At 67.6% G+C, this 23,690-nt stretch carries 20 protein-coding genes and 1 riboswitch; of the genes, 6 read left to right on the top strand and 14 right to left on the bottom strand.

Translation table 11 applies throughout. The annotated features are described in order from the left end of the window. Positions 1 to 7 precede the first annotated feature (7 nt). Positions 8 to 946, bottom strand: a complete 939-nt coding sequence (locus LRS53_RS10180) for a class I SAM-dependent methyltransferase (protein ID WP_231355786.1) — start codon at positions 944 to 946, stop codon at positions 8 to 10. Positions 947 to 1,190: 244 nt separating this feature from the next. Here LRS53_RS10180 and LRS53_RS10175 point away from each other — a divergent pair, with 244 nt between their 5' ends. Next, positions 1,191 to 3,317 (top strand): TonB-dependent siderophore receptor, encoded by a 2,127-nt coding sequence (locus tag LRS53_RS10175; RefSeq protein ID WP_231355785.1) that lies wholly within the window; start codon positions 1,191 to 1,193, stop codon positions 3,315 to 3,317. Positions 3,318 to 3,342: 25 nt separating this feature from the next. On the opposite strand, the gene LRS53_RS10170 is transcribed toward LRS53_RS10175, so the two are convergent. From LRS53_RS10170 to LRS53_RS10150, 5 genes are all read right to left on the bottom strand, one after another. Next, positions 3,343 to 4,140 (bottom strand): ABC transporter ATP-binding protein, encoded by a 798-nt coding sequence (locus LRS53_RS10170; RefSeq protein ID WP_231355784.1) that lies wholly within the window; start codon positions 4,138 to 4,140, stop codon positions 3,343 to 3,345. Continuing rightward, entirely contained in the window at positions 4,137 to 5,195 is a 1,059-nt protein-coding gene (locus LRS53_RS10165; RefSeq protein WP_017642955.1) for a FecCD family ABC transporter permease, read from the bottom strand. The genes LRS53_RS10170 and LRS53_RS10165 overlap by 4 nt, the downstream gene beginning before the upstream one ends. After that, positions 5,192 to 6,310 carry an ABC transporter substrate-binding protein gene (locus tag LRS53_RS10160; protein ID WP_231355783.1) on the bottom strand — a complete coding sequence of 373 codons (1,119 nt, stop codon included), beginning with the start codon at positions 6,308 to 6,310 and terminating at the stop codon, positions 5,192 to 5,194. Before LRS53_RS10160 ends, LRS53_RS10165 begins: the two co-directional genes overlap by 4 nt. A 301-nt stretch (positions 6,311 to 6,611) precedes the next feature. Further along, on the bottom strand, positions 6,612 to 7,988 hold the full coding sequence (locus tag LRS53_RS10155) for an MFS transporter (RefSeq protein ID WP_231355782.1): 1,377 nt from the start codon (positions 7,986 to 7,988) through the stop codon (positions 6,612 to 6,614). Between the two features lie 118 nt (positions 7,989 to 8,106). Then, entirely contained in the window at positions 8,107 to 8,961 is an 855-nt protein-coding gene (locus tag LRS53_RS10150; protein WP_068383265.1) for an IclR family transcriptional regulator domain-containing protein, read from the bottom strand. A 142-nt stretch (positions 8,962 to 9,103) separates the two neighbouring features. Here LRS53_RS10150 and LRS53_RS10145 point away from each other — a divergent pair, with 142 nt between their 5' ends. Continuing rightward, positions 9,104 to 9,622 carry an Mpo1 family 2-hydroxy fatty acid dioxygenase gene (locus LRS53_RS10145; protein WP_231355781.1) on the top strand — a complete coding sequence of 173 codons (519 nt, stop codon included), beginning with the start codon at positions 9,104 to 9,106 and terminating at the stop codon, positions 9,620 to 9,622. Here the strand turns inward: LRS53_RS10145 and LRS53_RS10140 are convergent. From LRS53_RS10140 to cobG, 7 genes are all read right to left on the bottom strand, one after another. Beyond that, a complete protein-coding gene (locus LRS53_RS10140) occupies positions 9,607 to 10,371 on the bottom strand; it encodes an ABC transporter ATP-binding protein (protein ID WP_231355780.1) in 765 nt (254 codons plus the stop codon). The two genes, LRS53_RS10145 and LRS53_RS10140, sit on opposite strands and share 16 nt — an antisense overlap. Next, positions 10,368 to 11,402: a FecCD family ABC transporter permease gene (locus tag LRS53_RS10135; protein WP_017642949.1), complete on the bottom strand. Its 1,035-nt coding sequence runs from the start codon at positions 11,400 to 11,402 to the stop codon at positions 10,368 to 10,370. Before LRS53_RS10135 ends, LRS53_RS10140 begins: the two co-directional genes overlap by 4 nt. After that, complete coding sequence (locus LRS53_RS10130; protein ID WP_231355779.1) at positions 11,399 to 12,415, bottom strand: ABC transporter substrate-binding protein; 1,017 nt, start codon at positions 12,413 to 12,415, stop codon at positions 11,399 to 11,401. The genes LRS53_RS10135 and LRS53_RS10130 overlap by 4 nt, the downstream gene beginning before the upstream one ends. Positions 12,416 to 12,446: 31 nt before the next feature. Further along, positions 12,447 to 12,593, bottom strand: a riboswitch (cobalamin riboswitch). A 6-nt stretch (positions 12,594 to 12,599) separates the two neighbouring features. Next, on the bottom strand, positions 12,600 to 14,270 hold the full coding sequence (gene cobJ / locus LRS53_RS10125) for a precorrin-3B C(17)-methyltransferase (RefSeq protein ID WP_231355778.1): 1,671 nt from the start codon (positions 14,268 to 14,270) through the stop codon (positions 12,600 to 12,602). Next, a complete protein-coding gene (locus tag LRS53_RS10120) occupies positions 14,258 to 14,998 on the bottom strand; it encodes a precorrin-2 C(20)-methyltransferase (RefSeq protein ID WP_231355777.1) in 741 nt (246 codons plus the stop codon). The genes cobJ and LRS53_RS10120 overlap by 13 nt, the downstream gene beginning before the upstream one ends. After that, positions 14,998 to 15,624, bottom strand: coding sequence for a precorrin-8X methylmutase (locus LRS53_RS10115; RefSeq protein ID WP_017642945.1), 627 nt, complete (start codon positions 15,622 to 15,624; stop codon positions 14,998 to 15,000). The genes LRS53_RS10120 and LRS53_RS10115 overlap by 1 nt, the downstream gene beginning before the upstream one ends. Further along, the gene (gene cobG / locus LRS53_RS10110; RefSeq protein WP_331275299.1) at positions 15,617 to 16,903 is read right to left on the bottom strand and encodes a precorrin-3B synthase; all 1,287 of its coding nucleotides are present in this window, start codon (positions 16,901 to 16,903) and stop codon (positions 15,617 to 15,619) included. The genes LRS53_RS10115 and cobG overlap by 8 nt, the downstream gene beginning before the upstream one ends. A 1,112-nt stretch (positions 16,904 to 18,015) precedes the next feature. Here cobG and ltrA point away from each other — a divergent pair. From ltrA to cobM, 4 genes are all read left to right on the top strand, one after another. Then, positions 18,016 to 19,749, top strand: a complete 1,734-nt coding sequence (ltrA, locus tag LRS53_RS10105) for a group II intron reverse transcriptase/maturase (RefSeq protein WP_169854463.1) — start codon at positions 18,016 to 18,018, stop codon at positions 19,747 to 19,749. Positions 19,750 to 19,933: 184 nt separating this feature from the next. Then, positions 19,934 to 21,136, top strand: coding sequence for a precorrin-6y C5,15-methyltransferase (decarboxylating) subunit CbiE (gene cbiE, locus LRS53_RS10100; RefSeq protein ID WP_231355776.1), 1,203 nt, complete (start codon positions 19,934 to 19,936; stop codon positions 21,134 to 21,136). 311 nt (positions 21,137 to 21,447) lie between these two features. Further along, the gene (locus tag LRS53_RS10095) at positions 21,448 to 22,170 is read left to right on the top strand and encodes a cobalt-precorrin-6A reductase (RefSeq protein WP_231355775.1); all 723 of its coding nucleotides are present in this window, start codon (positions 21,448 to 21,450) and stop codon (positions 22,168 to 22,170) included. Then, positions 22,167 to 22,898, top strand: a complete 732-nt coding sequence (gene cobM, locus LRS53_RS10090) for a precorrin-4 C(11)-methyltransferase (RefSeq protein ID WP_231355774.1) — start codon at positions 22,167 to 22,169, stop codon at positions 22,896 to 22,898. The genes LRS53_RS10095 and cobM overlap by 4 nt, the downstream gene beginning before the upstream one ends. 100 nt (positions 22,899 to 22,998) lie before the next feature. Here the strand turns inward: cobM and deoC are convergent, their stop codons facing one another. Then, positions 22,999 to 23,676, bottom strand: coding sequence for a deoxyribose-phosphate aldolase (gene deoC, locus LRS53_RS10085; RefSeq protein WP_231355773.1), 678 nt, complete (start codon positions 23,674 to 23,676; stop codon positions 22,999 to 23,001). Positions 23,677 to 23,690: the final 14 nt, after the last annotated feature.

The raw sequence follows: 23,690 nt of genomic DNA, 5'->3' as shown, positions 1-23,690 counted from the left end.
GCCAGGCTCAGGACAGTCCGAAGACCAGTACCTTGAGGCCGCCCGCGGGGTCCTCGTCGGCGAATTCCGGTGGATTGGCCAGGCGCTCGACGAAGGCCAGCCCCGGTGCTTCCTGGGCCATGCCGGCGATGAGGAAGTCCGCCCCCACACCCGGATCGTTGACGCAGGCCAGCACCCGCCCGCCAGGAGTGAGCAGCTCCGGCAACCGGCGCAGGATGCGCGCATAGTCCTTGGTCAGGGCGAAGCTGCCCTGCTGGAAGCTGGGCGGATCGACGATCACCAGATCATAGGGCCCCAGCTTGCGCACCTTGCCCCAGGATTTGAACAGTTCGTGGCCGAGAAAGCTGACCTTGCCCAGGTCATGGCCATTGAGTCGGTGATTCTCGCGACCGCGGGTCAGGGGTCCGCGAGCCATGTCCAGGTTGACCACCTGGGCCGCCCCGCCGGCCAGGGCCGCCACCGAGAAGCCACAGGTATAGGCGAACAGATTGAGCACTCGCAGACCGGCGGCCTGCTCGCGCACCCAGCGGCGGCCCAGGCGCATGTCGAGGAACAGCCCCATGTTCTGGTGACGGGAGAGGTCCAGGCCGAACGTCAGGCCGTCTTCATGGATGACGTGCTCGCCCACCGGCGCGCCGATCAGCGCCTCGCTGGCGGCATCCAGGCGATAGCGATGCTGCAGCAGCAGACTACGGGCGCCGCTGGCGCGCCAGATCGGGGTCTCGCCCAGAGCCGTCAGGGTCGTGCGCAGGGCCTCCAGCTCGACCGCGGGCACTTCGCGGAACAGGCCCACCCGGACCACGCCTTCCAGCCAGTCGACGGTGAGCTGCTCCAGCCCCGGCAGCAACCGGCCACGGCCGTGCACCAGTCGGCGCGCCTCGGCAGGGGGCGGATCGAGGGCGACCAGGAGCAGGTCGGTAAGGCGGGCAAGGGTGGCGGTATTCATGGGCGATCACGACGGCAAAGGAGCGGCATGCTACGGCAAAAGCGCCGACGTTGCCTCCCGAGGCCCGCTGCGGCAAGCCCGGCAACCGTCCTCTGCAACTCACCCTTCGTGCCCTTCGGCAGACAAGTTCCCCCACGAACCGACCAGTCCGATGAAAATATGTCTCAGGCGGTAACGACTCGCAGTTGTATCCACTTTGTCAGGCGCTCTAGAATCCGCCTCCCCGAATCCCAGGACAACAACAATGCGCCGGCTGGCTCCTGCCTTCTATCTGCTGCCCCTCTGTGCCCTCCCCCTCACTGGTCATGCCCAAGAGCAGACGGAAGATTCGCCCCAAGCCCTTTCCGAGCTCACCATCGTCGGCGCGGCCGAATCGCCCACCGGGCCGGTGCAGGGCTACAAGGCGGAACGTTCCAGCAGTGCCACCCGCACCGACACCCCGTTGCACGAGACGCCCCAGTCGGTGAGCGTGGTCTCCCGCGAAGCCCTCGACGATCTTTCCGCCACCCGCCTGCAGCAGGCGCTGGACCAGGCCGGCGGCGTCGGCCGTGGCAACAACTTCGGCGGCCAGGGCCTGACCAGCTATACGGTGCGCGGCTTCACCAGCTCCGAGTATTTCCGCAACGGCTTTCCCATGAACCGCGGCTATCCCAGTGCGCCGGATGCCGCCACCCTGGAGCGAGTCGAGGTCCTGCGCGGCCCGGCGGCGACCCTCTATGGCCGTAGCGATCCAGGCGGCACCTTCAACGTGGTCACCAAGCAGCCCCTGGGCGAGCGCAAGACCACCCTCGGCAGCCAGTTCACCGACCAGGGGCTGCGTCGTGGCACCCTGGACACCACCGGCCCGGTGGATGAAGACGGTCGCCTGGCCTATCGCCTCAACCTGATCGCCGAAGGCGGCGACAGCTTCCGCGACGATGTCGAGCACGAACGCTACGAGGTCGCGCCGGTGCTGAGCTGGCAGGCCACCGACGCCACCCTCATCACCTTCGAAGCGGACATCATCCGCAGCAACGCCCCGCTGGATCGCGGTCGCACCAACTACCTGACCCAGCGCGCCGAGGCCAGTCGCTCCACCAATGCCTGGGAAAAGGGCACCACCAACCTGCTGCACAGCGACAGCGAGACCTATCAGCTGCGCTTCGAGCACCAGCTCAACGACGCCTGGACCCTGGCGGGTGGTTTCCAGTACCTGGACGGCAGCCTCAAGGGCAATGCCGTGGAAGCCAACGGCGTGCAAGCCGACGGCGTGACCCTGGGCCGCAACTTCAACTACCGCAAGCTGGAGTGGACTGATCGCGACCTGCAGCTGAACCTGACCGGTCGCTTCGACACCTTTGGCCTGGGTCACACCCTGATCACCGGGATCGAGGTGGAAGACTATGACTATCAGTCGATCATCCAGCGCTCGCCAGGCAGTGTCAGCGCCTATCCGGTCAACCTGGTCGATCCGGTCCTCGGCCAGCCGCGTCCGGCCTTGACCCGTACGCCGACCCATGACCACGAGACCCTCAAGACCTGGGCCGCCTTCGTGCAGGACCAGATCGCCCTCACCGAGCGCTTCAAGGTGCTGGGTGGCGTGCGCCTGGAGCGCTTCGAGCACGATTACGACAACTTCGTCGCCGGTGGTCAGAGCTGGTCCAACGCCGACAACGCCGTCACCCCGCGCCTGGGCGTCAGCTACGACCTCACCCCGGAACTGGCCCTGTACGCCAGCGTATCCAAGTCGTTCAAGCCCAACACCGGTGCAGCGTTCCAAGGCGGTGGTTTCGATCCCGAGGAAGGCAAGGCCTACGAAGTGGGCATGAAGTGGGCGGCACTGGACGGCCGCCTCAGCGTCGACACGGCGATCTTCCATACGGTCAAGGAAAACGTCCTGACCCCTGACCCGGCCAACACAAACTTCAACATCGCCGCCGGCGAGGTGCGCAGCCGTGGCTTCGAGGTCAACGTGACCGGCGACCTGACGCCCAACTGGCGCATCCTCGGCGGCTACGCCTTCACCGATGCCGAGGTCACCAAGGACAACACCCTGGCCCGCGGCACGCGCCTGACCAATATCCCGCGCAATGCCGTCAATCTGCTCAACGTCTACGAATTCCATGACGGCGTGCTGCGCGGCCTGGGACTGGGCGCCAACCTCAAGTACGTGGGTGAACGCGAAGGCCAGAAAACAATTGCCAGCGACTACACCATGGACAGCTACACGGTCACCGACCTGCTGAGCTTCTACAAGGTCGACGAGCACCTGCGGCTGAACCTGGACGTGCGCAACGTCTTCAACAAGGGCTACGACGAGAGTTCCTGGAACGCCTACAGCTATCCGGGCGAGCCGCGTACGGTGCAGGCCGGTTTCACCTACACCTTCTGACGCCCCACCCTCTGCAACCCTGCGGTCAGGCCTCGCTGAAGGCCTGGCCGGTCAGCGGCTGGACCACCGGACGGCCCTGGCGGTCCTGCAGGATGTCCACCGCCACGCCGTAGGTGGCCTCCAGCAGGTCGGCGGTGACGACGGCCGCGGGTCGCCCGGCGGCCAGTAGGCCACCGTTCACCAGCACCAGCAGCGAATCGGCGTACTGGCAGGCCAGGTTGAGGTCGTGCAGCACCACCACGGTCACCTGCTGGTGCAGCCGGGTCTCGTGGCGTACCCGATCGAGCAGGTTGATCTGGTGCCGCAGATCCAGCGCACTGACCGGTTCGTCCAGCAGCATCACCTCGGGTTCGCGCATCAGCACCTGGGCGAAGAACACCAGCTGCCGCTGACCGCCACTCAGGGCGCCCAGCTGGCGCGATGCCAGATGGCCGATCCCCACCTCGTCGAGCTTGCCCAGCGCCCGTTCCAGCAGCTCATCGTCCAGATGCAGGGTCAGTCGTTCCAGGCTGCCCATGGCCACCGTCTCCAGCACCGACAGCGCCGCCTCGGCCTGGGAATCCTGGGGCATGTAGGCCACGCCCTGGCGCCAGCCATCACGCTGGCCGCGCAACGAAGCACCCGCCACCAGCCGCCGCTCGCCGCGCTCGATATGACCCGCCGCCAGCGGCAGGTCCCCGGCCAGGGCGCGCAGCAGGGTGGTCTTGCCGGTGCCGTTGGGGCCGAGGATCACATGGACCTGGCCGGGATGCAGCTCGGTGCTCAAACCGGAGATCACGGTGCGGTCGCCGCGCTTCAGCGCGAGGTCATGGAGGCGGATCATAGGCTGGACCTGCGCGGGGCGAAGATGAGCCAGAGCAGGAAGGGCACCCCGACGATGGCGGTGACGATGCCCACCGGAAACAGCGCCCCGGGCAGGATGGACTTGGACAGCACCGAGGCGAAGGACAGCATCAGGGCGCCGCAGATGGCGGACAGTGGCAGCAGGAAGCGCTGATCCTCGCCCACCTGCCAGCGGGCGATATGGGGTGCGACCAGACCGACGAAGCCGATCACCCCGACGAAGCTGGTGGCCGTGGCGGTCATCACCGCCACCAGGATCAGCACCTTGAGGCGCAGGCGGCGGATGTCCACGCCCAGGCTCTCGGCACGCGCCTCGCCCAGGCGCAGGGCAGCCAGTTTCCAGGCATCGCGCAAGAGCAGAATGCAGCACAGCAGGGTCACCCCGGCAACGATGGCCAGGGTGGTCCAGGTGGCGCGACCGAGGCTGCCGAACAGCCAGAAGAGGATCTGCTGGGAAAGCTCCGGCGAGGACAGGAACTGCACCAGCGACAGCAATGACTGGAAGAGGAACAGCAGGGCGATGCCACCGAGAATGATGGTGTCGCTGCCGGTGCGCTTGAGCGAAGCCAGGGCGAAAAGGAACAGTGCCGCCAGCATGGCGAAGACGAAGGCGCCCAGCGGCACCCCGATCAGCGCGCCCAGGCCGAAGCTGCCCAGGGCCAGGCTGAGGGCCGCGCCACAGCCGGCGGCAGCCGCCATGCCCAGGGTGTAGGGACTGGCCATGGGATTGTTGAGCAGCGTCTGCATCTGCGCTCCGCCCGCGCCGAGAGCGGCGCCTACCGCCAGGGCCATCAGCGCCACCGGCAGGCGCAGGTCGCGAACGATGGCGTCGGTCATCGGCTGCCGCTCGCCGAGGCCGGTCAGGGACTTGAGCACCTCCAGGGGCGAGAGCAGCGAGGGCCCGGTGGCGATGTCCAGCACCAGACCCGCCAGGGTCAGCAGCAGAAACACCCCGCAGGCCCGCCAGCGCCGCCGCTCGCGGGCGCGCTGGTCGGCGATGGCGTCCGCGTGGCTGGAGGGTGAGGATGCGCTCATGGGTTCAGGCCTATGGCGAAGGTGCCCTGGGGCTGGATCGGCATGTAGCGGCGGTAGAACTCACGGTAGTTGGCCATGGGATCCATGTCCTGGAACAGATCCGGATAGAGCTGCTTGGCGATGAACTGCAGCATGGCGAAGTCTTCCAGGCTGCGCGAGGCACCCTGGTAGACGCCATAGAGACGCCCGTCGCGGATCGCCGGCAGATTGCTCCAGCCCGGTCGCTGCATGAAGGCGCGCAGATGGCTGCGGGCGTCATCGGCGGTCACGCCGGGGCCCATGGGCAAGGCGGTGGGATTGCTGTTGTCTTCGCGCCCGGAGATGAAGATGACCTCCGGCTGGGCCATGAGCACCTGCTCCGGATTCATCACCCCCCACCATTGGATGAAGGGCGCGGCGATGTTGTCGCCGCCGGCCAGGGTGACCATGGCGCCCCACATGTTGCGGCCATAGGTGAAGGAGTACTCGGCCGGGCCCTTGTTGCCGAATTCGGCGTAGACCCGCGGTTTCGGCCGATGGGCCGCGGCGATGCGGGTCTGGATGTCCTGCACCACCTTGGCATAGAAGTCGGCCAGCTCGTTAGCCCGTGCCTCCTGGCCGGTGATGACGCCGAGCAAGCGGGTGGAGGCCAGGTGGCGCTCCAGGGTCTGGGCGTTGTAATCGATCGCCACCACCGGGATGCCGAGCTGTTCGAGGCGCTTGACCTCGCTGTCCAGCGCCTGGAATTGCCAGGCGGCCAGTACCACCAGGTCCGGCTTGAGGGCGAGCACCTTCTCCACGGAAAAACTATTGTTTTCCGTTTCCCCCACATCGGGAAGGGTGGCCAGGGAGGGCCGGTGGGCGACGTTGAGCGCCCAGTTGGCCGGCACCTTGCGCTCCCAGGCGCCGCGGGAAACACCGACCACGGCGTCGAAGGCATGCTCGCCCCCCACCGCCAGGTAGTCGCCATAGTGGAAGCCCAGCACTACGCGCTTGGCCGGCGCGTCGATGGTCACCGTGCGCCCGAGGACGTCAGTGACCTGGCGCGTCTCGGCGAAGGCCGGAGCAATCAGAAAGCAAGCGATAAGCGTTACCAGCCGGACAGCCCACTGCCCGCGGCGAGCGAAACCTTTCATGGAACCCCTTGGACGTCTGCACCCGCTCCAGGAGCCTGTTCATAATCTCGCGAGCTAGAGCCAAACAAGGCGAAAAGGCCTGAGGAAGCGGATCGGACTCGCGCTCGAGTTTACGCAAAGTAAATGAGCATTCCGACCGGGCTGGCGACCCAGGGGATTTTCAACGCTGTTTGGCCGACGCGTAGCAGATTATGGACAGGCTCTAGGGCGGGTGACTGCGAAGCTAGCAAAGGGTGCAACTTTACGCGGTGGCAGCGCCTGCGCCTAGCGCCCGCCACCGGCAAAGGGGAAGCCGTCGACGCTAGGTCGCGTCGGCGTGGCTGACCACGCCCTTGATCAGCACGGCCAGGGCCGCGAGACCCGCGGGCAGAAGCAGTGCGGTGAGCACCTGGGTGAAGGTCCAGCCCAGACCCAGCAGGGTCGCGCCCATCCAGGCGCCGGTGATGGCGCCGAAGCGGCCGATGCCGAGCATCCAGGACACCCCAGTGGCGCGGCCATGGGTCGGGTAGTAGCGCGCCGCCAGCGAGGGCATGGCCGACTGGGCGCCGTTGATGCACATGCCGGCCACCAGCACCAGGGTGGCCACCAGGGCGACCTGGCCCAGGCTCTGGCCGACGCAATAGGCGAAGACGCCCGCCAGGACATAGAACAGGCCGATCACCTTGTGCGGATTGAATCTGTCCATGGCCCAGCCGACGAAGACCGCGCTGAGCACCCCGCCGAACTGGAACAGCGCGCCGATCAGCGCGGCCTGCTCCAGGCTGGCGCCGGCGTCGCGCATCAGCGTCGGCAGCCAGCTGGTGAGCAGATAGACGATCACCAGGCCCATGAAATAGGTCAGCCACAGCAGCAGGGTGCCGGCGCTGTAGCTGCGGCTGAAGATCACCGCGAAGACGTTGCCGGTCTTGACCGACTTTTGCTCGGGCACCACGAAGTGCCGCGCCTCGGCGGCCTCGCGACCGATGGGCGCCAATACCCGGCGGATGCGCTCGGCGCCCTTGCCGTGCACCACCAGATAGCGCGCCGATTCCGGCAGCCAGAGCAGCAGCACCACGGCCAGCGCCAGGGGCAGCACACCGCCCAGCACCAGCAGGCTGTGCCAGCCGTAGGCCGGGATCATCCAGGCCGAGACGAAGCCGCCGCCGGCCATGCCCAGGTTGAAGCCGCAGAACATGCTGGTCACCAGCAGCGACTTGAGGCGCTCGGGGGTGTATTCCGAGAGCAGCGTGGTGGCGTTGGGCATGGCCGCGCCCAGGCCCAGGCCGGTGAGAAATCTCAGGATCACCAGCTGTTCGAGGTTGGCGCTGAAGGCCGACAGCAGGCTGAAGCCGCCGAAGATGAAGGTGGCGACCACCAGCACGCCCTTGCGGCCGAAGCGATCGGCCAGCGGGCCGGAACCCAGGGCGCCAAAGACCATGCCGCCCAAGGCCGCGCTCATCACCGGCCCCAGGCTGGCGCGTGGGATGCCCCACTCCACCGACAGCGCCGGGGCGATGAAGCCCATGGCCGCGGTGTCGAGGCCGTCGAGAAAGACGATGAGAAAGCACAGGGCGACGATGCGCCACTGGTAGGCGGACAGTGCCTGGCGATTGATGAACTGCTGGACGTCCAGGGTGCCGACTGTCGCCGTGGCCGGATGATCGGCCAGGGGCACGGCGCCCGCGAGGGTTTGCGTCATGGTGGTCTGCTCGTGTTGTTGTTATCGGCGTAGTGCGCCACTGCGCCGACGTTAAGCCCAACTCCGAACAGCTGACAATTCGATTATCGGCGATATGGCCGATAATCGACCAGATTCGCTAGTGAAACAGCCGGGTGCTCAATTCCTGGCTGGCCGCCAGCAGCACCGGCAGGAAGCGCGTCTCCAGCTCCTGGCGACTGACCCGACTGGCATGGGTGCCGACGTTGAGTGCCGCCAGCACCTGGCCGGCGGCGTCGCGCAAGGGCACCGCCAGGGATCTCAGGCCCACCTCCAGTTCCTGGTCGACGATCACGTACCCCTGCTGGCGCACCTGGCCCAGGCACTCGATGAGCGCTGGCGGCTGATAGAGGGTGCGGCTGGTCTTGGCCTGGAGGTCGGCGTGTTCCAGGTAGTCGTGCAGGGCGGCATCGTCCAGGGCGGCGAGCAGGATGCGGCCCATCGAGGTGCAATAGGCCGGCAGCCGGCTGCCGACGCTGAGGTCCACCGAAATCAGCCGCTGCGGCGTGGCCGAGCGGGCGATGTAGAGGATCTCGTCGCCTTCCAGGGTGGCCATGGAGCAGGCTTCGTGCAGTTGCTCGCTCAAGCGATCGAGCACCGGCTGGGCGGTGACCGCCAGCGGCGTCGACGACAGATAGGCGTGCCCCAGGGTCAGCACCTTGGGCAGCAGCGAGTAGGTGCGGCCGTCGGTGGTGACGTAGCCCAGCTTCATCAGGGTATGCAGGCAGCGGCGCACGGCGGCGCGAGGGATTTCGGTGCGATGGCTGATCTGGGCGATGGTCAGCTGGCGCTTGCGCTCCTGGAAGGCATGGATGACCGCCAGGCCGCGGGCCAGGGAGGTCATGAAGTTGGGGTCGCCGGTGAAGGCTTCGATGCGCTTGGCCGGCGAGGCGATGATGGGCGGCGCGGCCAGCGGCGGCAGGCCCGTGGCGTGAGCGGTGCGGTTATCGTCCATCGGACCGGTCCTCGGCAGGCTTTTGATCGATTATCGAGCGAGGGGGCGATTATCGCAATCGCATTTCTTCCAGTGCTCGCAGACGCGCAGGGGCTTCCGGTGCATGCTGAGGCTTCCCGCCCAGCCGCCCGGATGCCAGCCGATGAAGACCCTGGAAGATCATCTCAGCCAATACGCGAGCTACCACCGCGATCCGCGCAACATCGCCAGCCACTTTCCCGGCATCCTGCTGATCGTGCTGGCAGTGGCCATCCTGCTGTCACGACCGGTTTTCATCCTCGCAGGCTGGTCGTGGTCGCCCGCGCTGCTGGTCGGCGCCGCAGTGGCCATCTTCTATCTGCGCCTGGATCGGCCCCTGGGCCTGCTGATGACCGCCTTGCTGGCCCTGGCGCTCTGGCTGGGCGCCGCGCTGGCAGCCCGGACCACAGGCATCTGGCTAGCCTGGGGCCTGGGCCTGTTCCTGGTCGGCTGGGCCATCCAGTTCGTGGGCCATCACTACGAGGGACGCAAGCCGGCCTTTCTCGACGACCTGGCCGGTCTGGCCATCGGTCCGCTGTTCATCGCCACCGAAGCGGTCTTCTGGCTGGGTGGTCGCCCGCAGCTCAGGCAGGCGATTGAAGAACGGGCCGGCCCGGTGCGGCGTCGTCAGCCCAGCCGATAGCGGATCGTCGGCCGACCGTCGGGGCCGTCCAGCGTCACCTGCGCCTTCACGCCCCAGACCTGTTGGATCAGCTCGGCCGTCAGCACCGCGGCCGGGGCGCCTTCGGCGACCAGGCGACCGTCGCGCAGCACCGCCAGGCGGTCGCAGAACAGCGCGGCCAGGTTGAGATCATGGATGGCCAGCACGCAGGTGGCCGGCAGGCGACGGACCAGGTCGAGGATCTCCAGCTGGTGCTGGATATCGAGGTGATTGGTGGGTTCGTCCAGCAGGAGTTCGCTGGGCTCCTGGGCCAGGGCGCGGGCGATCTGGGCGCGCTGGCGTTCGCCACCCGAGAGGCTGTGCCAACGGCGGGCGGCCTTGTCGACCAGTCCCACCTGAGCCAGGGCGCGCTGGCAGACTTCGGCATCGCGCGCGCTCCAGGCGTCGAGCAGGCCCCGATGGGGTGTGCGGCCCAGGCGCACCACCTCGGCCACCGACAGATCGGCCTCGGTACCGGCCTGCTGCTCCACCAGGGCCACCCGGCGCGCCAGGTCGCGACGACGCAGGTCCTGCAGGGGCGTCTCGTCGAGGCTGACCCGGCCCTCCTCTGGCCGCCGCAGCCCGGCCAGCAGGCGCAGCAGGCTGGACTTGCCCGAACCATTGGGGCCGAGCAGTCCGAGCACCCCGCCGCGCGGCACCGCGAGGGTCACCCCGGCGAGGATCGGCTGGCCGCCGGCGCTCCAGGCCACGTCGCGCGCGGCGAGGCTCATCGGACCTCCCGTGCGCGATAGAGGATGAAGGCGAAGGCCGGCGCACCGACCAAGGCGGTGACCACGCCGATGGGCAGCGTCTGCTTGGCCACCAGGGTGCGGGCGACGATGTCGGCCAGCACCATGAACAGGGCGCCGATCAGGGCGCAGGTGGGCAGCAGTCGGCCATGCCCCGGACCGACCAGGAAGCGCGCCACATGGGGGATCACCAGGCCGACGAAGCCCACCGCGCCCACCAGGCTGACCAGGCAGGCGGTGATCAGGCCGGTGACGGCCAGCAGCAGCAGGCGCAGCGGCCCCACCGCCACCCCGAGACTGGCGGCGGCGTCTTCGCCAAAGGCGAAGGCATCCAGCGCCCGGGCGCAGGCCAGGCACACCAGCAGCCCGGCGAGCACCACCCCGGCGGCCAGCCAGACATCCGGCCAGCGCACCCCGGCCAGGCTGCCGAGCAGCCAGAACATCACGCTGCGCGCCTGCTCGGCGTTGGCCGCGGTGGCGACGATATAGGCGGTCAGGGCGTTGAACAGCTGGGAGGCGGCCACCCCGGCGAGAATGATGCGGGTGCTGCCGCCGCTGCCGAGAAAGGGCAGCACCACGGCGAAGGCCAGCACCGCGCCGAGAAAGGCGCCCAGGGACACGCCGAGCACCCCGCCGCCGACGCCCAGCAGCATCACCAGCACCGCGCCGGTGGAGGCGCCGGCCGACAGCCCCAGCACATAGGGTTCGGCCAGGGCGTTGCGCAGCAGCGCCTGGAGAATGGCCCCGGAGACCGCCAGGCCGGCGCCGCAGCAGGCGGCCACCAGGGCGCGACTGAGGCGGTATTCCCAGACGATGCCCTGGACGATGCGCTCCACCGGATAGGGCCCCAGGCCGAGGCCGTTGGCGATGGCCTGCAGACTGGTCAGGGGCGCGATGGGCATCTCGCCGAAGGACGCCGCCAGCACCACGCTCGCCGCCAGCGCCAGCACCGCGGCCAGGCCCAGCAGCCAGCGCCAGGGCCGGGCGCCTTCGGCCGCCAGGGGCAGACTCATGGTTGCGTCTTGGCCAGGTCGGCGGCCAGGGCCTCGACGCTGTCCACCACCCGCAGCGAGGGATTGAGGGTCGGGGCGTCCACCACCAGCAGGTGGTTCTCGCGCACCGCGCGCAATTCGCGGGTCAGGGGATCGCTGCGCAGGAAGGCCAGCTTCTTGTCGACGTCATCGGCGGGATAGAGACGACGGTCCATGCGCGCCACCACGATATAGTCAGGGTCCAGACTGGCGATGCGTTCCCAGCTCACCGCCGGCCACTCCTCGGCGCTGTCGACCACGTTGCGCAGGCCCAGGGCGCGAGCGATCCAGGCCGGCGCGCCCAGGTTGCCGGCCACCCAGGGATCGCCTTCCAAGCGCGGGCTGGAGAACCAGAACAGCACCGAACGCCCCTGGACCCCGGCAGCCTTGGCCTGCTCCCCGGCGGCGGCGATGCGGCGGTCCAGCTCGGCGACCAACTGCTTGCCGGCCGGCTGCACATCGAGAATGGCCGCCAGCTCCTGGGCCTCGCGGGTCACCAGCTGCATGTCGAAGGGCGCACTGCGGCTGCCGTCGCTGTTGGAATCGGCGGTCACCGCCTTGCCCTCGCAATCGCTGGGCGCCACATAGGCGGCGATGCCCAGCTTGGCGAAGCGCGGGAAGTCCGCCACCTCGCCGCCCGGGCCGACGTGATAGGTGTACTGGGCCGCCACCAGGTCCGGCCGGGTCCCGACCACGGCTTCGAAGCTGGGCGCGTTGTCGGCCAGCCGCGGGATGCCCTTGCCCTCGTCCTGCAGATCCGCGGGCAAGCCGCCGAACCAGACGCCGGTGCCCACCAGCCGCGCGCCCACGCCCAGGCGCAAGAGCAACTCGGTGCTGGCCTGGCCAAGGCTGACCAGCCGCTGGGGCGCGCGCTCGAAGACCAGCTCACGACCGCAGTTGTGGATGGTCAGTGGATAGGTCGTGGCGGCCTGGGCGCTAAGGGCGGAAACAGATAGCAGGCCGGCGGCGAGCAGCGGTGAAAGACGGCGAAGCATGGACTCTCCTTGGGATGACGCGTCCCTTGTGGATGATGGGTGTCCCCTGGCGAGGTCTGGCTCGCTTCTTACGAAGCTCACAGTGGCGCGACCGCGCCGGACTCTCACCGGCTTCCCGCCAGGGAACAGGAAGGTCGCCGAGGGTGGGCCAGCGGCGACCAGGATTCAAGCATTAAATGTTACTTTATAACAATTCCGGATCATACCAGCGCGGCGTATAGACCCATTCGCCGCCGTCGGCCCGCGGAAAGCGCCGGGTATGGCTGGAGCCGAGGATCACCAGGGTGCGCGAATCCACCATGTCGCTGCGCAGGGCGCCGAGGCTGGTGTATTCGAGACCGCCACCCGGACGGCCGACGTCGCGACCAAGGATCACCGGGGTGTTCGCCGGACGGCAGCTGCGCAAGACGTCCAGCGCCCGCTCCAACTGGTGCGGGCGGGCCTTGGAGATGGGGTTGTAGAAGGCCATGGCCAGGTCCGCTGCTGCGGCCTGGCGCAGGCGCTGCTCGATCACCGTCCAGGGCTTGAGGTTGTCGGACAGGGAGATCAGGCAGAAGTCGTGGCCCAGCGGCGCCCCGGCCAGAGCGGCGCTGGCCATGGCCGCGGTGATGCCCGGCAGGATCTCCAGCTCCACCGCCGCCCAGCGCGGGTCAGCGGCGCCCTCCAGCACCTCCAGCACCGCGGCGGCCATGGCGAAGACGCCCGGATCGCCGGACGACACCATCACCACCTGGCGCCCGCTGGCGGCCAGTTCGAAGGCATGGCGGGCGCGCTGCAGTTCTTCGCGATTGTCGCTGGCATGGGCCAGCTGGTCCGGACGCAGGGGGCCGGCCATCTGCACGTAGGTCGCGTAGCCGAGGACGTCCTCGGCCTGGTCCAGGGCGCGGCGTACCACCGGTGCCATGAGTTCGGCCGCACCGGGGCCGAGACCCACCACGCTGAGGCGTCCGCGGCGCTGGCCGAGGTCCTCGGCGTCCAGGGGCCGGTCATGCAGGTGCAGGGCGATGCCCCGCTCCTGGGCCCGTTCCACCGTCGTCAGGGCGAAGTCCGGCGTGTTCGCGTCGACGAATCTCAACGGCACGGTCAGCGCCTGGCTCAGCTCGGCCAGGCCGGGCGCGGCCATGTCTTCCGCCCGCGCCAGCAACACCGCCACGGCACCTGGCGCATAGCCGGTGCTGGCAAGCAGTTCGGTGACGGCGGCAGCGGTGGCATCGGCGCGTACCGCCACCAGCACGGCGCGGGGATGGATGAGCAGGGTGTGGTCGTCGGCACTGGCCAGCGGCGAGACCAGGATGCGCTGGTGCGCAGCAGGGTCACGGGCCAGGGGCACCTCATCCAGCCAGGGCGCCTCGCCCTCGATGCGTACCGGAGCGCCGGCCAGCAGATCGGCCACCCGGTGCTTGGCCACGTCGACGTCGGCCAGGGCATAGCCGGCCGGTGGATCGAGCAGGCAGGTGCCGAATCTCAGTTCGCCACTGGTGGTGATGGCCGGGGCCACCGCCAGCAACGTGCCCAGCTGACGGGCCAGGCGATTGGCACCGGCCAGGCCGCCCAGCAGCGGCACCACGGCGCTGCCGTCTTCGGCCACCGCCAGGACCGGCGGCTCGGCGGTCTTGTCATCCAGCAAGGACGCCAGGCTACGGATGACGATGCCGGCGGCGCAGAGCACCACCAAGGGCCGCTGCTGGCGATAGAGGTCACGCAGGTGGTCGCCGAAGGCGTTGTAGCTGACATCGCCCTCGACCCGCCCGGCCAGGCCATGCACCAGGCTGCCCGGCAGGCCGTCCTGCAGGCGGAGGGCGGTGGCCAGGGCGCCGGGGCCGAGGATGACGATGGCCGGGCTCAACCCTTCCATTTCACCCCCGGTACCACCACCAGCGAGAAATACGGCGAGGCCATGGGATCGACCTCGTCCAGCGCGACGATGCGCTGGTTGTCCATGGTGGCGCGCTCGATGTAGCGGGCACGCTCGTCCAGGCCGAGCTCGCGCAAGACCTGGCGCACCTTCTCGAAATTGCGCCCGAGCTTCATCACCACGGCGGCGTCGGCGCTGGCGAGGCGCGCCTTGAGTTCCTCGGCGGAGAGCACCCCGGAGAGCACAGTGAGGGTCTGGTTGCGATAGACCAGCGGCAGACCGAGCATGGCGACACCGCCGAGCATGGAGCAGACCCCCGGCACCACCTGGGCTTCGTAGCGCTCGGCCAAGCGGTCGTGCAGGTACATGTAGGAGCCGTAGAAGAAGGGATCGCCCTCGCAGATCACCGCCACGTCGCGGCCGGCGTCCAGATGGTCAGCCACCTGGGCGGCGGCGGTGTCGTAGAAGTCGGCGATCACCGTCTCGTAGGACAGCGGCGGCGCCAGCTTCTCGGTGGTCACCGGATAGACCAGCGGCAGGCGCTGCTGGCCGTCCAGCAGATAGCCCTCGATCACGCCATAGGCATTGCCGCCCTGGCCCGCGTTGGCCTTGGCCTTGGCGACGAAATAGGCCACTACCGGCGCGCCCTGCAGGAGGCGCAGGGCCTTCAGGGTGATGAGTTCCGGATCGCCGGGGCCGACGCCCAGGCCGAGCAGGCGGCCGGCCATCACTCCACCTCCGTGGCCAGGGCGTTGACCGCCGCGGCGGCCATGGCACTGCCGCCCCGCCGGCCGCGGACGATGACGTAGGGCACGCCGCGACTGTCGGCGGCCAGGGCGTCCTTGGACTCCATGGCGCCGACAAAGCCCACCGGCATGCCGAGGATCAGCGCCGGCCTGGGCGCCCCGGCGTCGAGCATCTCCAGCAGATAGAACAGCGCCGTGGGGGCGTTGCCGATCACCACCACGCTGCCGGCCAGGTGCGGCCGCCAGCGCTCCAGGGCCACCGCGGAGCGGGTGTTGCCCTGGGCCACGGCCAGCTCGCGGATACCCTCGTCGTGCAGGGTGCAGATCACCTGATTGTTGGCCGGCAAGCGAGTGCGGGTAACGCCCTCGGCGACCATGCGCGCATCGCAGAGGATGGGCGCGCCGGCCGCCAGGGCCGCGCGACCGGCCGCGCCGGCACCCGGGGAAAAGGCCAGGTCCTGGACCACGTCGACCATGCCGCAGGCGTGTATCACCCGCACGGCGAGCTTTTCCAGGTCGGCGGGGATGGCCGAGAGATCGGCTTCGGCGCGGATGGTGGCGAAGGATTGGCGATAGATCGCCTGGCCGTCGCGTTCGTATTCAAGCATCACTAGGACTCCGGGCCAGCCAGGCGGCGGCCTCGTCGAGAGAAAGGTGGGTGGCGCGCCGCCGGCCCGGACCGGGCTGGGTGGCGTCGCGCACGAAGAGGTCATAGCTACCGGGGGCCACCGCCAAGAGGGTATGGGGCGCCTGACCGGCCAGGGCGCAACTGCGCGGGCAGCCGGAGAGGTGTACCTCCACGCCTGCCGGCAGCCGCTCGGCCAGGCGCAGGGCATCGCCCTTGGTGTCGGCTTGGCCCTTGGCGCAGCCCTGGCTGCCGGTACAGGCGATCAGCCGGGCCAGGGGTGCGGCAGGGTCGGTGGTCAGGTCCAGGGTGGTCAAGGCCGTGAGCAGCGCCTGGGCCTGGTCGACCGGCACATCGGGCAGCAGCAGGCCCTGCCAGGGGGTCAGGTGCAGGTCGCCGTTGCCGAGGTGCTCGGCCAGGTCGGCGACGGCGGCCAGGCTCGTTGCCGGCAGGCGGCCCAGGGCGGGCTGGGCGCCGATCCAGCAGTGACCCGGCTGAAGCTGGGGATGGCTGCCCAGGCGCAGCGCGGTTGCGGCCGCCGCGCGTGGGCTGCGCGGAACCGGCAGCAGATCCAACCCCGCCAGCAGTTCGGCGACCGGACGCTGCGCCAGCAGCTGGCGCAGGCGGCCCTGCTCAGGACCGGCCAGGTCGAGAAAGCGATGCAGCAACCGTGCGACGGTCGCCACCTCCTGGCCCGGGGCGATCAGCCCAACCGGCCTGTCCAGCGGGGTACCGGTAAGGCCAAGGACATAGCCCTCGGCGCGAGCCGACAGCCAGACATCGTGGGGATGATCGAGCCGAGCCAGGGCTTCGCCGCCGTCCAGTTGCAGGGCGAACTTGGGCGACAGGCCATGCAGCCGGCGGTCGCCCTCCAGCAGGGCGAGCAACTCGGCGGCCAGGGGACGAACATCCTGCAACTGCTGCGGGTCACGCCCCGCCGCCGGGCTGAGCAGCAGATTGCGCACGTCGTCGGCGGCCGGATCGGCCGGACCCAGACCGACGGCCTGCAGCGCGGCCACCAGGGCGTCGGCGCCATCCGGGCGCACGCCACGCAGTTGCAGGTTGGCTCTGTTGGTCAGCTCCAGTACCCCGTTCGCCCAGCGCTGGCTGGCGGCGGCGATGGCCCGCGCCTGGCCTGCCGTGAGTCGCCCGCCCGGCAACTTCACCCGGCACAGGCCACCATCGCGCGCGGGCACGATGCGCAGCAGGCCCGGACAGGCCGAAGGCCGCGGGACGAGGGCGGAAGGAGACGGAGGATTCACGGCGGAAGGTCGGGCTGAACGGGGAAAGACGTTATTATGCCCGCTTTGGTGCGACACGTATGCTCGTGTTGTGCTTGGTCGACCAGCTTAGTCTTGGCGCCGAAACCCTTGTTCTACAGGGGTTTGAAGCCTAAATAAAGCACGAGAGCCGGCTCTGCCGCGCCTGATTCGACCCACTTGTGGGGACAATGCGATCCCTGCTTGCCAGGGTAAGTACGTCTCAATTTGGCCATTTTTGGCTATAAATTGATCAATCAGACGTAACAGAGAGCAGTTTCCGCCAAGGAAATTGTATCTAAATGTAACAAGACTCCCTGCGGGTGATTTGACCCCGCAAGGGGTCAATCCATCTCTGGGATGCCTTGGTCTCATTTGGCCCATGCCAACGTCGTGAGACGCTAGGGTATCTCGTCCAAGCACGGAGCAACCGCTCCGCTGTGCATTGCTCAACTTCGCTTACATAGGAAGCACCGAGCCTGGCATGTACCTGCCAGTTCACTACATCGGCATGCGTCGGGGGCCAACCCTGAGGTGTGAAGCCCGGTGGACAATGTCCTATCCCGCAAGGGACACGCCTGACTGGCAACAGCTTCGTGAAGCTTCCGAACTGCACGGAAGCTTAGGGCTAGTGACCCAACCCGTATGGTTAACGCATGTGAACCGTTGTTAGACCCCTCGTAAGCATAACTGGGCCTACGGCAGTTAATAGGCCCTGGCCAAAATCGGCAAAGCAGTCTGGCGCTCGTTGTCAAAGCTAACGACGCGGTACCACTACGACTGTCGGGGGAGAGACGGAACCTAACCGGGGAATCGATGCACATCGGGGAACGTGGCAATCCCGACCACCCGCCTAACCAGCAACATCGGAAGGCAGGCAATCCGCAAGGAAAGCTGTTGGGTGTGGGGAATGGGAGGGTGCAAAAAGCGAATGGCTGTCTGTAATGGGCGGCATATCGATTGAAACATCATCGACAGGGGCAACCCTGGCTGACGTGCACCTGGTTTACGGGCGCATGATCTAGTGCTGATTTCCAGCGAAACGACCCTAGGGGTGACTTCAACCCCTAGGGGGAGAAGTCCGTCCCGAAGGTTACTGACCTGAGGAGGACTGTATGAATACGCAACCAGCAACATCGGTTTCGTCTGCGTCTCCTGACGGTGTGAAGGGCTGGCACGATCTCGATTGGGCCAAGATCCAGATCTCCGTTCGGAAAACGCAGTTGAAGATTGCGCAGGCAACAATGGCCGGTGACTGGCGTAGGGTTAAACGCCTGCAACGGTTACTGACCCATTCGTTTTATGGCCGCTGTCTGGCTGTAAGACGGGTGACTGAAAACCGGGGTCGCAAGACTCCGGGCGTTGATGGAGAAACCTGGGGGACGCCTCCAGCCAAGCTCCGCGCCGCGAAGCGTCTATCGGAGATACGAGGCTATCGACCCAAACCGCTAAAGAGGGTTTGGATACCGAAGCCAGGGAAGAAGGAAAAGCGCCCGCTAGGCATACCGACGATGTTTGATCGGGCCATGCAAGCGCTCTACCTGTCCGCCCTGGAACCCGTCATCGAAAGCACCAGCGACCCGAAAAGTTTCGGCTTCCGGCCGGATCGCTCGACCGCTGATGCGATGGTTGAAATCTTTCAGTTAATGTCGAGAGACGACTCACCTGTGTGGGTTCTGGAAGGTGACATCAAGGGGTTCTTCGACAACATCAATCACGAGTGGCTGTGCCAGAACGTCCCTATGGACAAAAAGGTACTGCGGCTGTGGTTGAAGGCCGGGGTAATTGACCGGCGACACTTCATGGCTACGGAGGCCGGGACGCCACAAGGCGGGATTATTTCGCCGTGTTTGGCCAACGCCACCCTTAACGGCTTGGAGATGCAGCTCAAAGGCCATCTGGCCAGAAAGCTAGCGGGTACCGACGCCGATACGCCCAGAGTGCATGTGGTGCGATACGCGGACGACTTCATCATCACAGCGGCTACCAAAGAGCTGTTGACTGACGAGGTCATACCTTGGGTCGAGCAATTCCTGTCAGTACGAGGGGTGAGCTTGTCCGAAGAGAAAACGCAGATAACCCACATCCTTCAGGGCTTCGATTTCCTAGGGTGGAATTTCAGGAAGTACGTCCCGAAGTCGCCTTACCGCCGGACCAAGCTATTCATCAAGCCTTCGAAAAAGAACATCTCAACGTTCTATCGCAAGGTTAGAGAAATAGTAAAAACCAGCGGGGCATTGACTCAGGAAGAGCTAATCGGACGCCTGAATCCGGTGCTGAAAGGGTGGGCTCAATACCACTCTCCAGCCGTGGCAAAGAAAGCCTTCAGCCGGTTAGACAGCTTGATCGTCTGGCTGCTGCGAAGGTGGGCAAAGCGCCGCCATCCGAAGAAGCAAGCTAATTGGTGTCGGAATAGATACTTCCACTCCATAGGCAAGCGAAATTGGGTTTTTGCGCATCCCTACAGAGGTAAGAAGGGTGAACGCAAGTTCTGCCAGCTATACCAGCTAGCGGACACTGAGATAAGGCGACAACCGCGGCTATCGGGTGGGTACCATCCATACGATGCGAAACACGAGGAGAAATGGGAAAAACTAAGAGTTCGACGAATGCAGCACAAACTGCATTTCAGAAAACAAATCCTGTATCTCTTCCAGCGGCAGAAAGGACTCTGCGCCTTATGTGGTCACGCGGTAAATAAGGAAACTGGCTGGGACGACCATCACGTCATTCGACGGGTGGACGGCGGCAAGGACACCCTGAAAAATCGCGTGCTCATACACCCCAACTGCCACTCGCTGGTGCATAGCCAGCGGCAACAGGTAACCCTGAGATATAGCGGTCTATGATGTTAGGATCGCACGTCACAGTTGCCGGCCAGCCTATGGCTGGTTTTTCGTAAGCTTGAGCCGTGTGCTGCGAAAGTCGCAAGCACGGTTCTTAGGGGGCCCCGGGTCAGATAATGACTCCGGGGCCACCCGACCCCGACCCCTTGAAAACGCCCGGTCGGCTGACGTTCGATGAGGTGTGTTCATGATCCCCTGGCTGACCGTGGTGGGTATCGGCGAAGACGGCTACCCCGGCCTCGGCAAGCAGGCCCGCCGCGCCCTGCTGGAAGCGCAGGTCGTCATCGGCGGTCCGCGCCAGCTGGCGCTGCTGCCACCCTGCATCCGCGCCGTCCGCGAGCCCTGGCCACAGCCCTTCGCCCTGGCCCCGGCGCTGGACCGCCGCGGCACCCCGGTCTGCGTGCTGGCCAGTGGCGATCCCATGCTGTTCGGCGTCGGCGCGAGCCTGGCACGCCAGCTGTCGGCCGACGAACTGCAGGTGCTGCCGGCGCCCTCTTCCTACTCCCTGGCCGCTGCGCGCCTGGGCTGGCCCCTGCAGGAGGTCGCGTTGCTATCGGTGGTGGCCCGGCCCCTGGCCGGGGTGGTGCGCCACCTGCATCCGGGCGCACGCCTGCTGGTACTGAGCAATGACGGCCACAGTCCCGCCGCCCTGGCCGCCCTGCTGGTGGACCAGGGCTTTGGCGCCAGCCAGCTGCAGGTGCTGGAGCATCTGGGCGGTCCGCTGGAGCGACGCATCGCCGGCCGCGCCGAGGCCTGGTCGCTGGCAGAGGCGGCGGCGCTCAATCTGGTCGCCATCGAGGTCCTGAGCGAGACCGGTGAAGCGGGACTGCCGCTCACCCCCGGTCTGCCGGACAGCGCCTATCGCCACGACGGCCAGTTGACCAAGCGCGACGTGCGCGCCGTGACCCTGGCGCGTCTGGCGCCGCGTCCCGGCGAACTGCTGTGGGATGTGGGCGCCGGCTGCGGCTCCATCGGCATCGAATGGGCGCGCAGCCATCCCCGCTGCCGGGTGCTGGCCATCGAGGTCGACGCCGGTCGCCAGGCCCATATCCTCCACAACCGTGACCAGCTCGGCGCCCCGGCCCTGCAACTGGTCGCCGGCCAGGCCCCGGAGGCCCTGGCCGGCCTGGCGACCCCAGACGCCATCTTCATCGGCGGTGGGCTTACCGCGCCGGGCGTGCTGGACAGCTGCTGGGCCGCCTTGAAACCCGGCGGTCGCCTGGTCGCCAATGCCGTGACCCTGCAGACCGAAGCCGCCCTGGTGGCCTTTCGCGAACGCCACGGTGGTGACCTGACCCGCCTGCAGGTGGCCCAGGCCCAGCCGCTGGGCGCCTTCGACACCTGGCGTGCGGCGCTGCCTATTACCTTGCTGGAAGTGGTGAAGTCGTGAGTGGCCGTCGCTCGTCAAAAGTAGAGCGGGTGGTTGGATGTGCCTCCTTCATCCTCGAAGACTGTGAGCGGCGCCTTGCCCCCTCACCCCAGCCCTCTCCCCATGGGGGAGAGGGGGTGGTTGGGTGGTGGCTTGGAAGTCTGGCGTCCGGGCTGCCGCCCGCTGCTCTGCTCAACAGAGAGACTAGCCGCCCTGCTCCCCGACTCGACGCCAAGCACCGCTCTCCCTCCCCTCTCCCTCGGGGAGAGGGGCCAGGGGTAAGGGCGCGCCATGCCTGACGAAGCCTCCGCCGCTCTTACGGAAAACCGCCCATGAAGATCATCCTGCTCGGCGGTACCACCGAAGCCCTGGCCATCGCCCGCACACTGCCGGCGGAGGCCATCTACAGCCTCGCCGGTCTCGGCCGGGTGCCTCGGGACCTGCCCTGCCAGGTGCGGGTCGGCGGCTACGGCGGCGCCACGGGACTGGCCGCCTTTCTCCACAGTGAAGGCATCGAGCTGCTGCTGGACGCCACCCACCCCTACGCCGCACAGATCAGCCACAACGCCGCCCAGGCCGCAGCCCGGACGGGTGTCCCCTGCTGGGCCCTGCGGCGCCCCGGATGGCAGGCCGGTCCGCAGGATGACTGGCGCGAAGTATCCGACTGGGCTGAGTTGCAAAACGCCCTGGCACCCTTCGCCCGCCCCTTCTTCACCCTGGGTCGCGAGCCGCTGGAGCATCTCCAGGAGATTCCCGGCGGGCAGTTCTGGACCCTGCGCCTGCTCGACGCCCACCCCGGCCACGCCAGGGCGCGGATCATCGCCGACCGTGGCCCCTTCGCCCTGGAGGCCGAGCGCGCGCTGTTCGCCCAGGGCGACTTCGATGTGCTGATCAGCAAGAACAGTGGCAGCGCCGCCACCCAGCCCAAGCTGCAGGTCGCCCGCGAGCGGGGCCTGCCGGTACTGATCCTGCGTCGCCCAGCCCTGCCTAGCGTCGATCGCGAATTCGCCAGTGTCACCGAGCTGCTCACGGCCCTGGCCAAGGAAATTCCATGACCGTTCATTTCATCGGCGCCGGCCCCGGCGATCCCGACCTCATCACCGTCAAGGGTCAGCGGCTGATCCGCCAGTGCCCGGTGATCCTCTATGCCGGCTCCCTGGTGCCGCCCGCGGTGCTGGAAGGCCACCAGGCCGAGACGGTGATCGACACCGCCCACCTAGACCTGGAGGCCATCGTCGGCCACCTGGCCGCCGCCCATGCCCGCGGCCAGGACGTGGCCCGGGTGCATTCCGGCGATCCCTCGCTGTACGGCGCCATCGGCGAGCAGATCCGCCGTCTGCAGGCGCTGGGCATTCCATACAAGATCGTTCCCGGCGTGACCGCCACCGCCGCCTGCGCCGCCCTGCTGGGCTGCGAACTGACCCTGCCCGGCGTCAGCCAGACGGTGATCCTCACCCGCTACGCCAGCCGCACGGCCATGCCCGAGGGCGAGGCGCTGGCCGATCTCGCCCGCCACCGGGCGACCCTGGCCATTCACCTGGGCGTGGGCCAGCTGGAACGCATCGTCGCCGACCTCCTGCCGCACTACGGTCCCGGCTGCCCGGTGGCCATCGTCCACCGCGCCAGCTGGCCGGACCAGGACAGCGTCCAGGGCACCCTGGCCGACATCGTCGAACGGACGCGAGACAAGGATTTCCGTCGCACGGCGCTGATCCTGGTCGGCGAGGTGCTGGCACCGGGGGATTTCCAGGATTCCAAGCTGTATCGGCAAGGACCGGGGTAGCACCCGTAGGTTGGGCTGAGGCGGCTCCTCCGCCGAAGCCCAACACAAGGCGGCACTGTTGGGCTTCGCTGCGCTCAACCCAACCTACGTCGTACCTGCCTCAATACCCCGCGCCACCCTCGCCGCCGCTGACGATGGCCACGCCCGAACTGGTCCCCAGGCGGGTCGCGCCGGCGCCCAGCATGGCCTGGGCGGTGGCCCGGTCGCGGACGCCGCCGGAGGCCTTCACGCCCATGTCCGGGCCCACCTCCTGGCGCATCAGGCGGATATCCTCCAGGGTCGCGCCGCCGTGGCCGAAGCCGGTCGAGGTCTTGACGAAGGCGACCCCGAGGTCGCGACAGATGCGGCAGGCCTGGCGCTTCTGAGTTTCGTCGAGCAGACCGGTCTCCAGGATCACCTTGAGCGGTACCGCACCGCAGGCGGCCTGGACCGCGGCGATGTCGGCGGAGACCTCGTCCAGCAGGCCATCCTTGAGCCAGCCGATGTTGAGCACCATGTCGATCTCCCCCGCCCCGGCGGCGATGGCCTGCTCGGCTTCGAAGGCCTTGGCCGCGCTCAGCCCGGCGCCGAGCGGAAAGCCCACCACCGCGCAGACCTTGACCGCGCTGCCGGCCAGTTGCGCCGCGGCGTGGGGGACCTGGGCGGAATTCACGCACACCGAGTAGAAGCCATGGGTACGCGCCTCCTGGCACAGGCGCTCGATCTGGGCGCGGCGGGCATCGGCGGCGAGCAGGGTGTGGTCGATGGTCTTGGCGAGTTCGCCGGGTTCAAGCTGCATGGGGCCTCCTCAGG

The sequence above is a fragment of the Pseudomonas sp. PLB05 genome (assembly GCF_021106615.1).
In the GTDB taxonomy this organism is placed as follows: Bacteria; Pseudomonadota; Gammaproteobacteria; order Pseudomonadales; family Pseudomonadaceae; genus Chryseomonas; species Chryseomonas benzopyrenica.
Note: the sequence above shows the minus strand (reverse complement) of the source record. Positions and strands in the feature narration are given on the sequence as shown.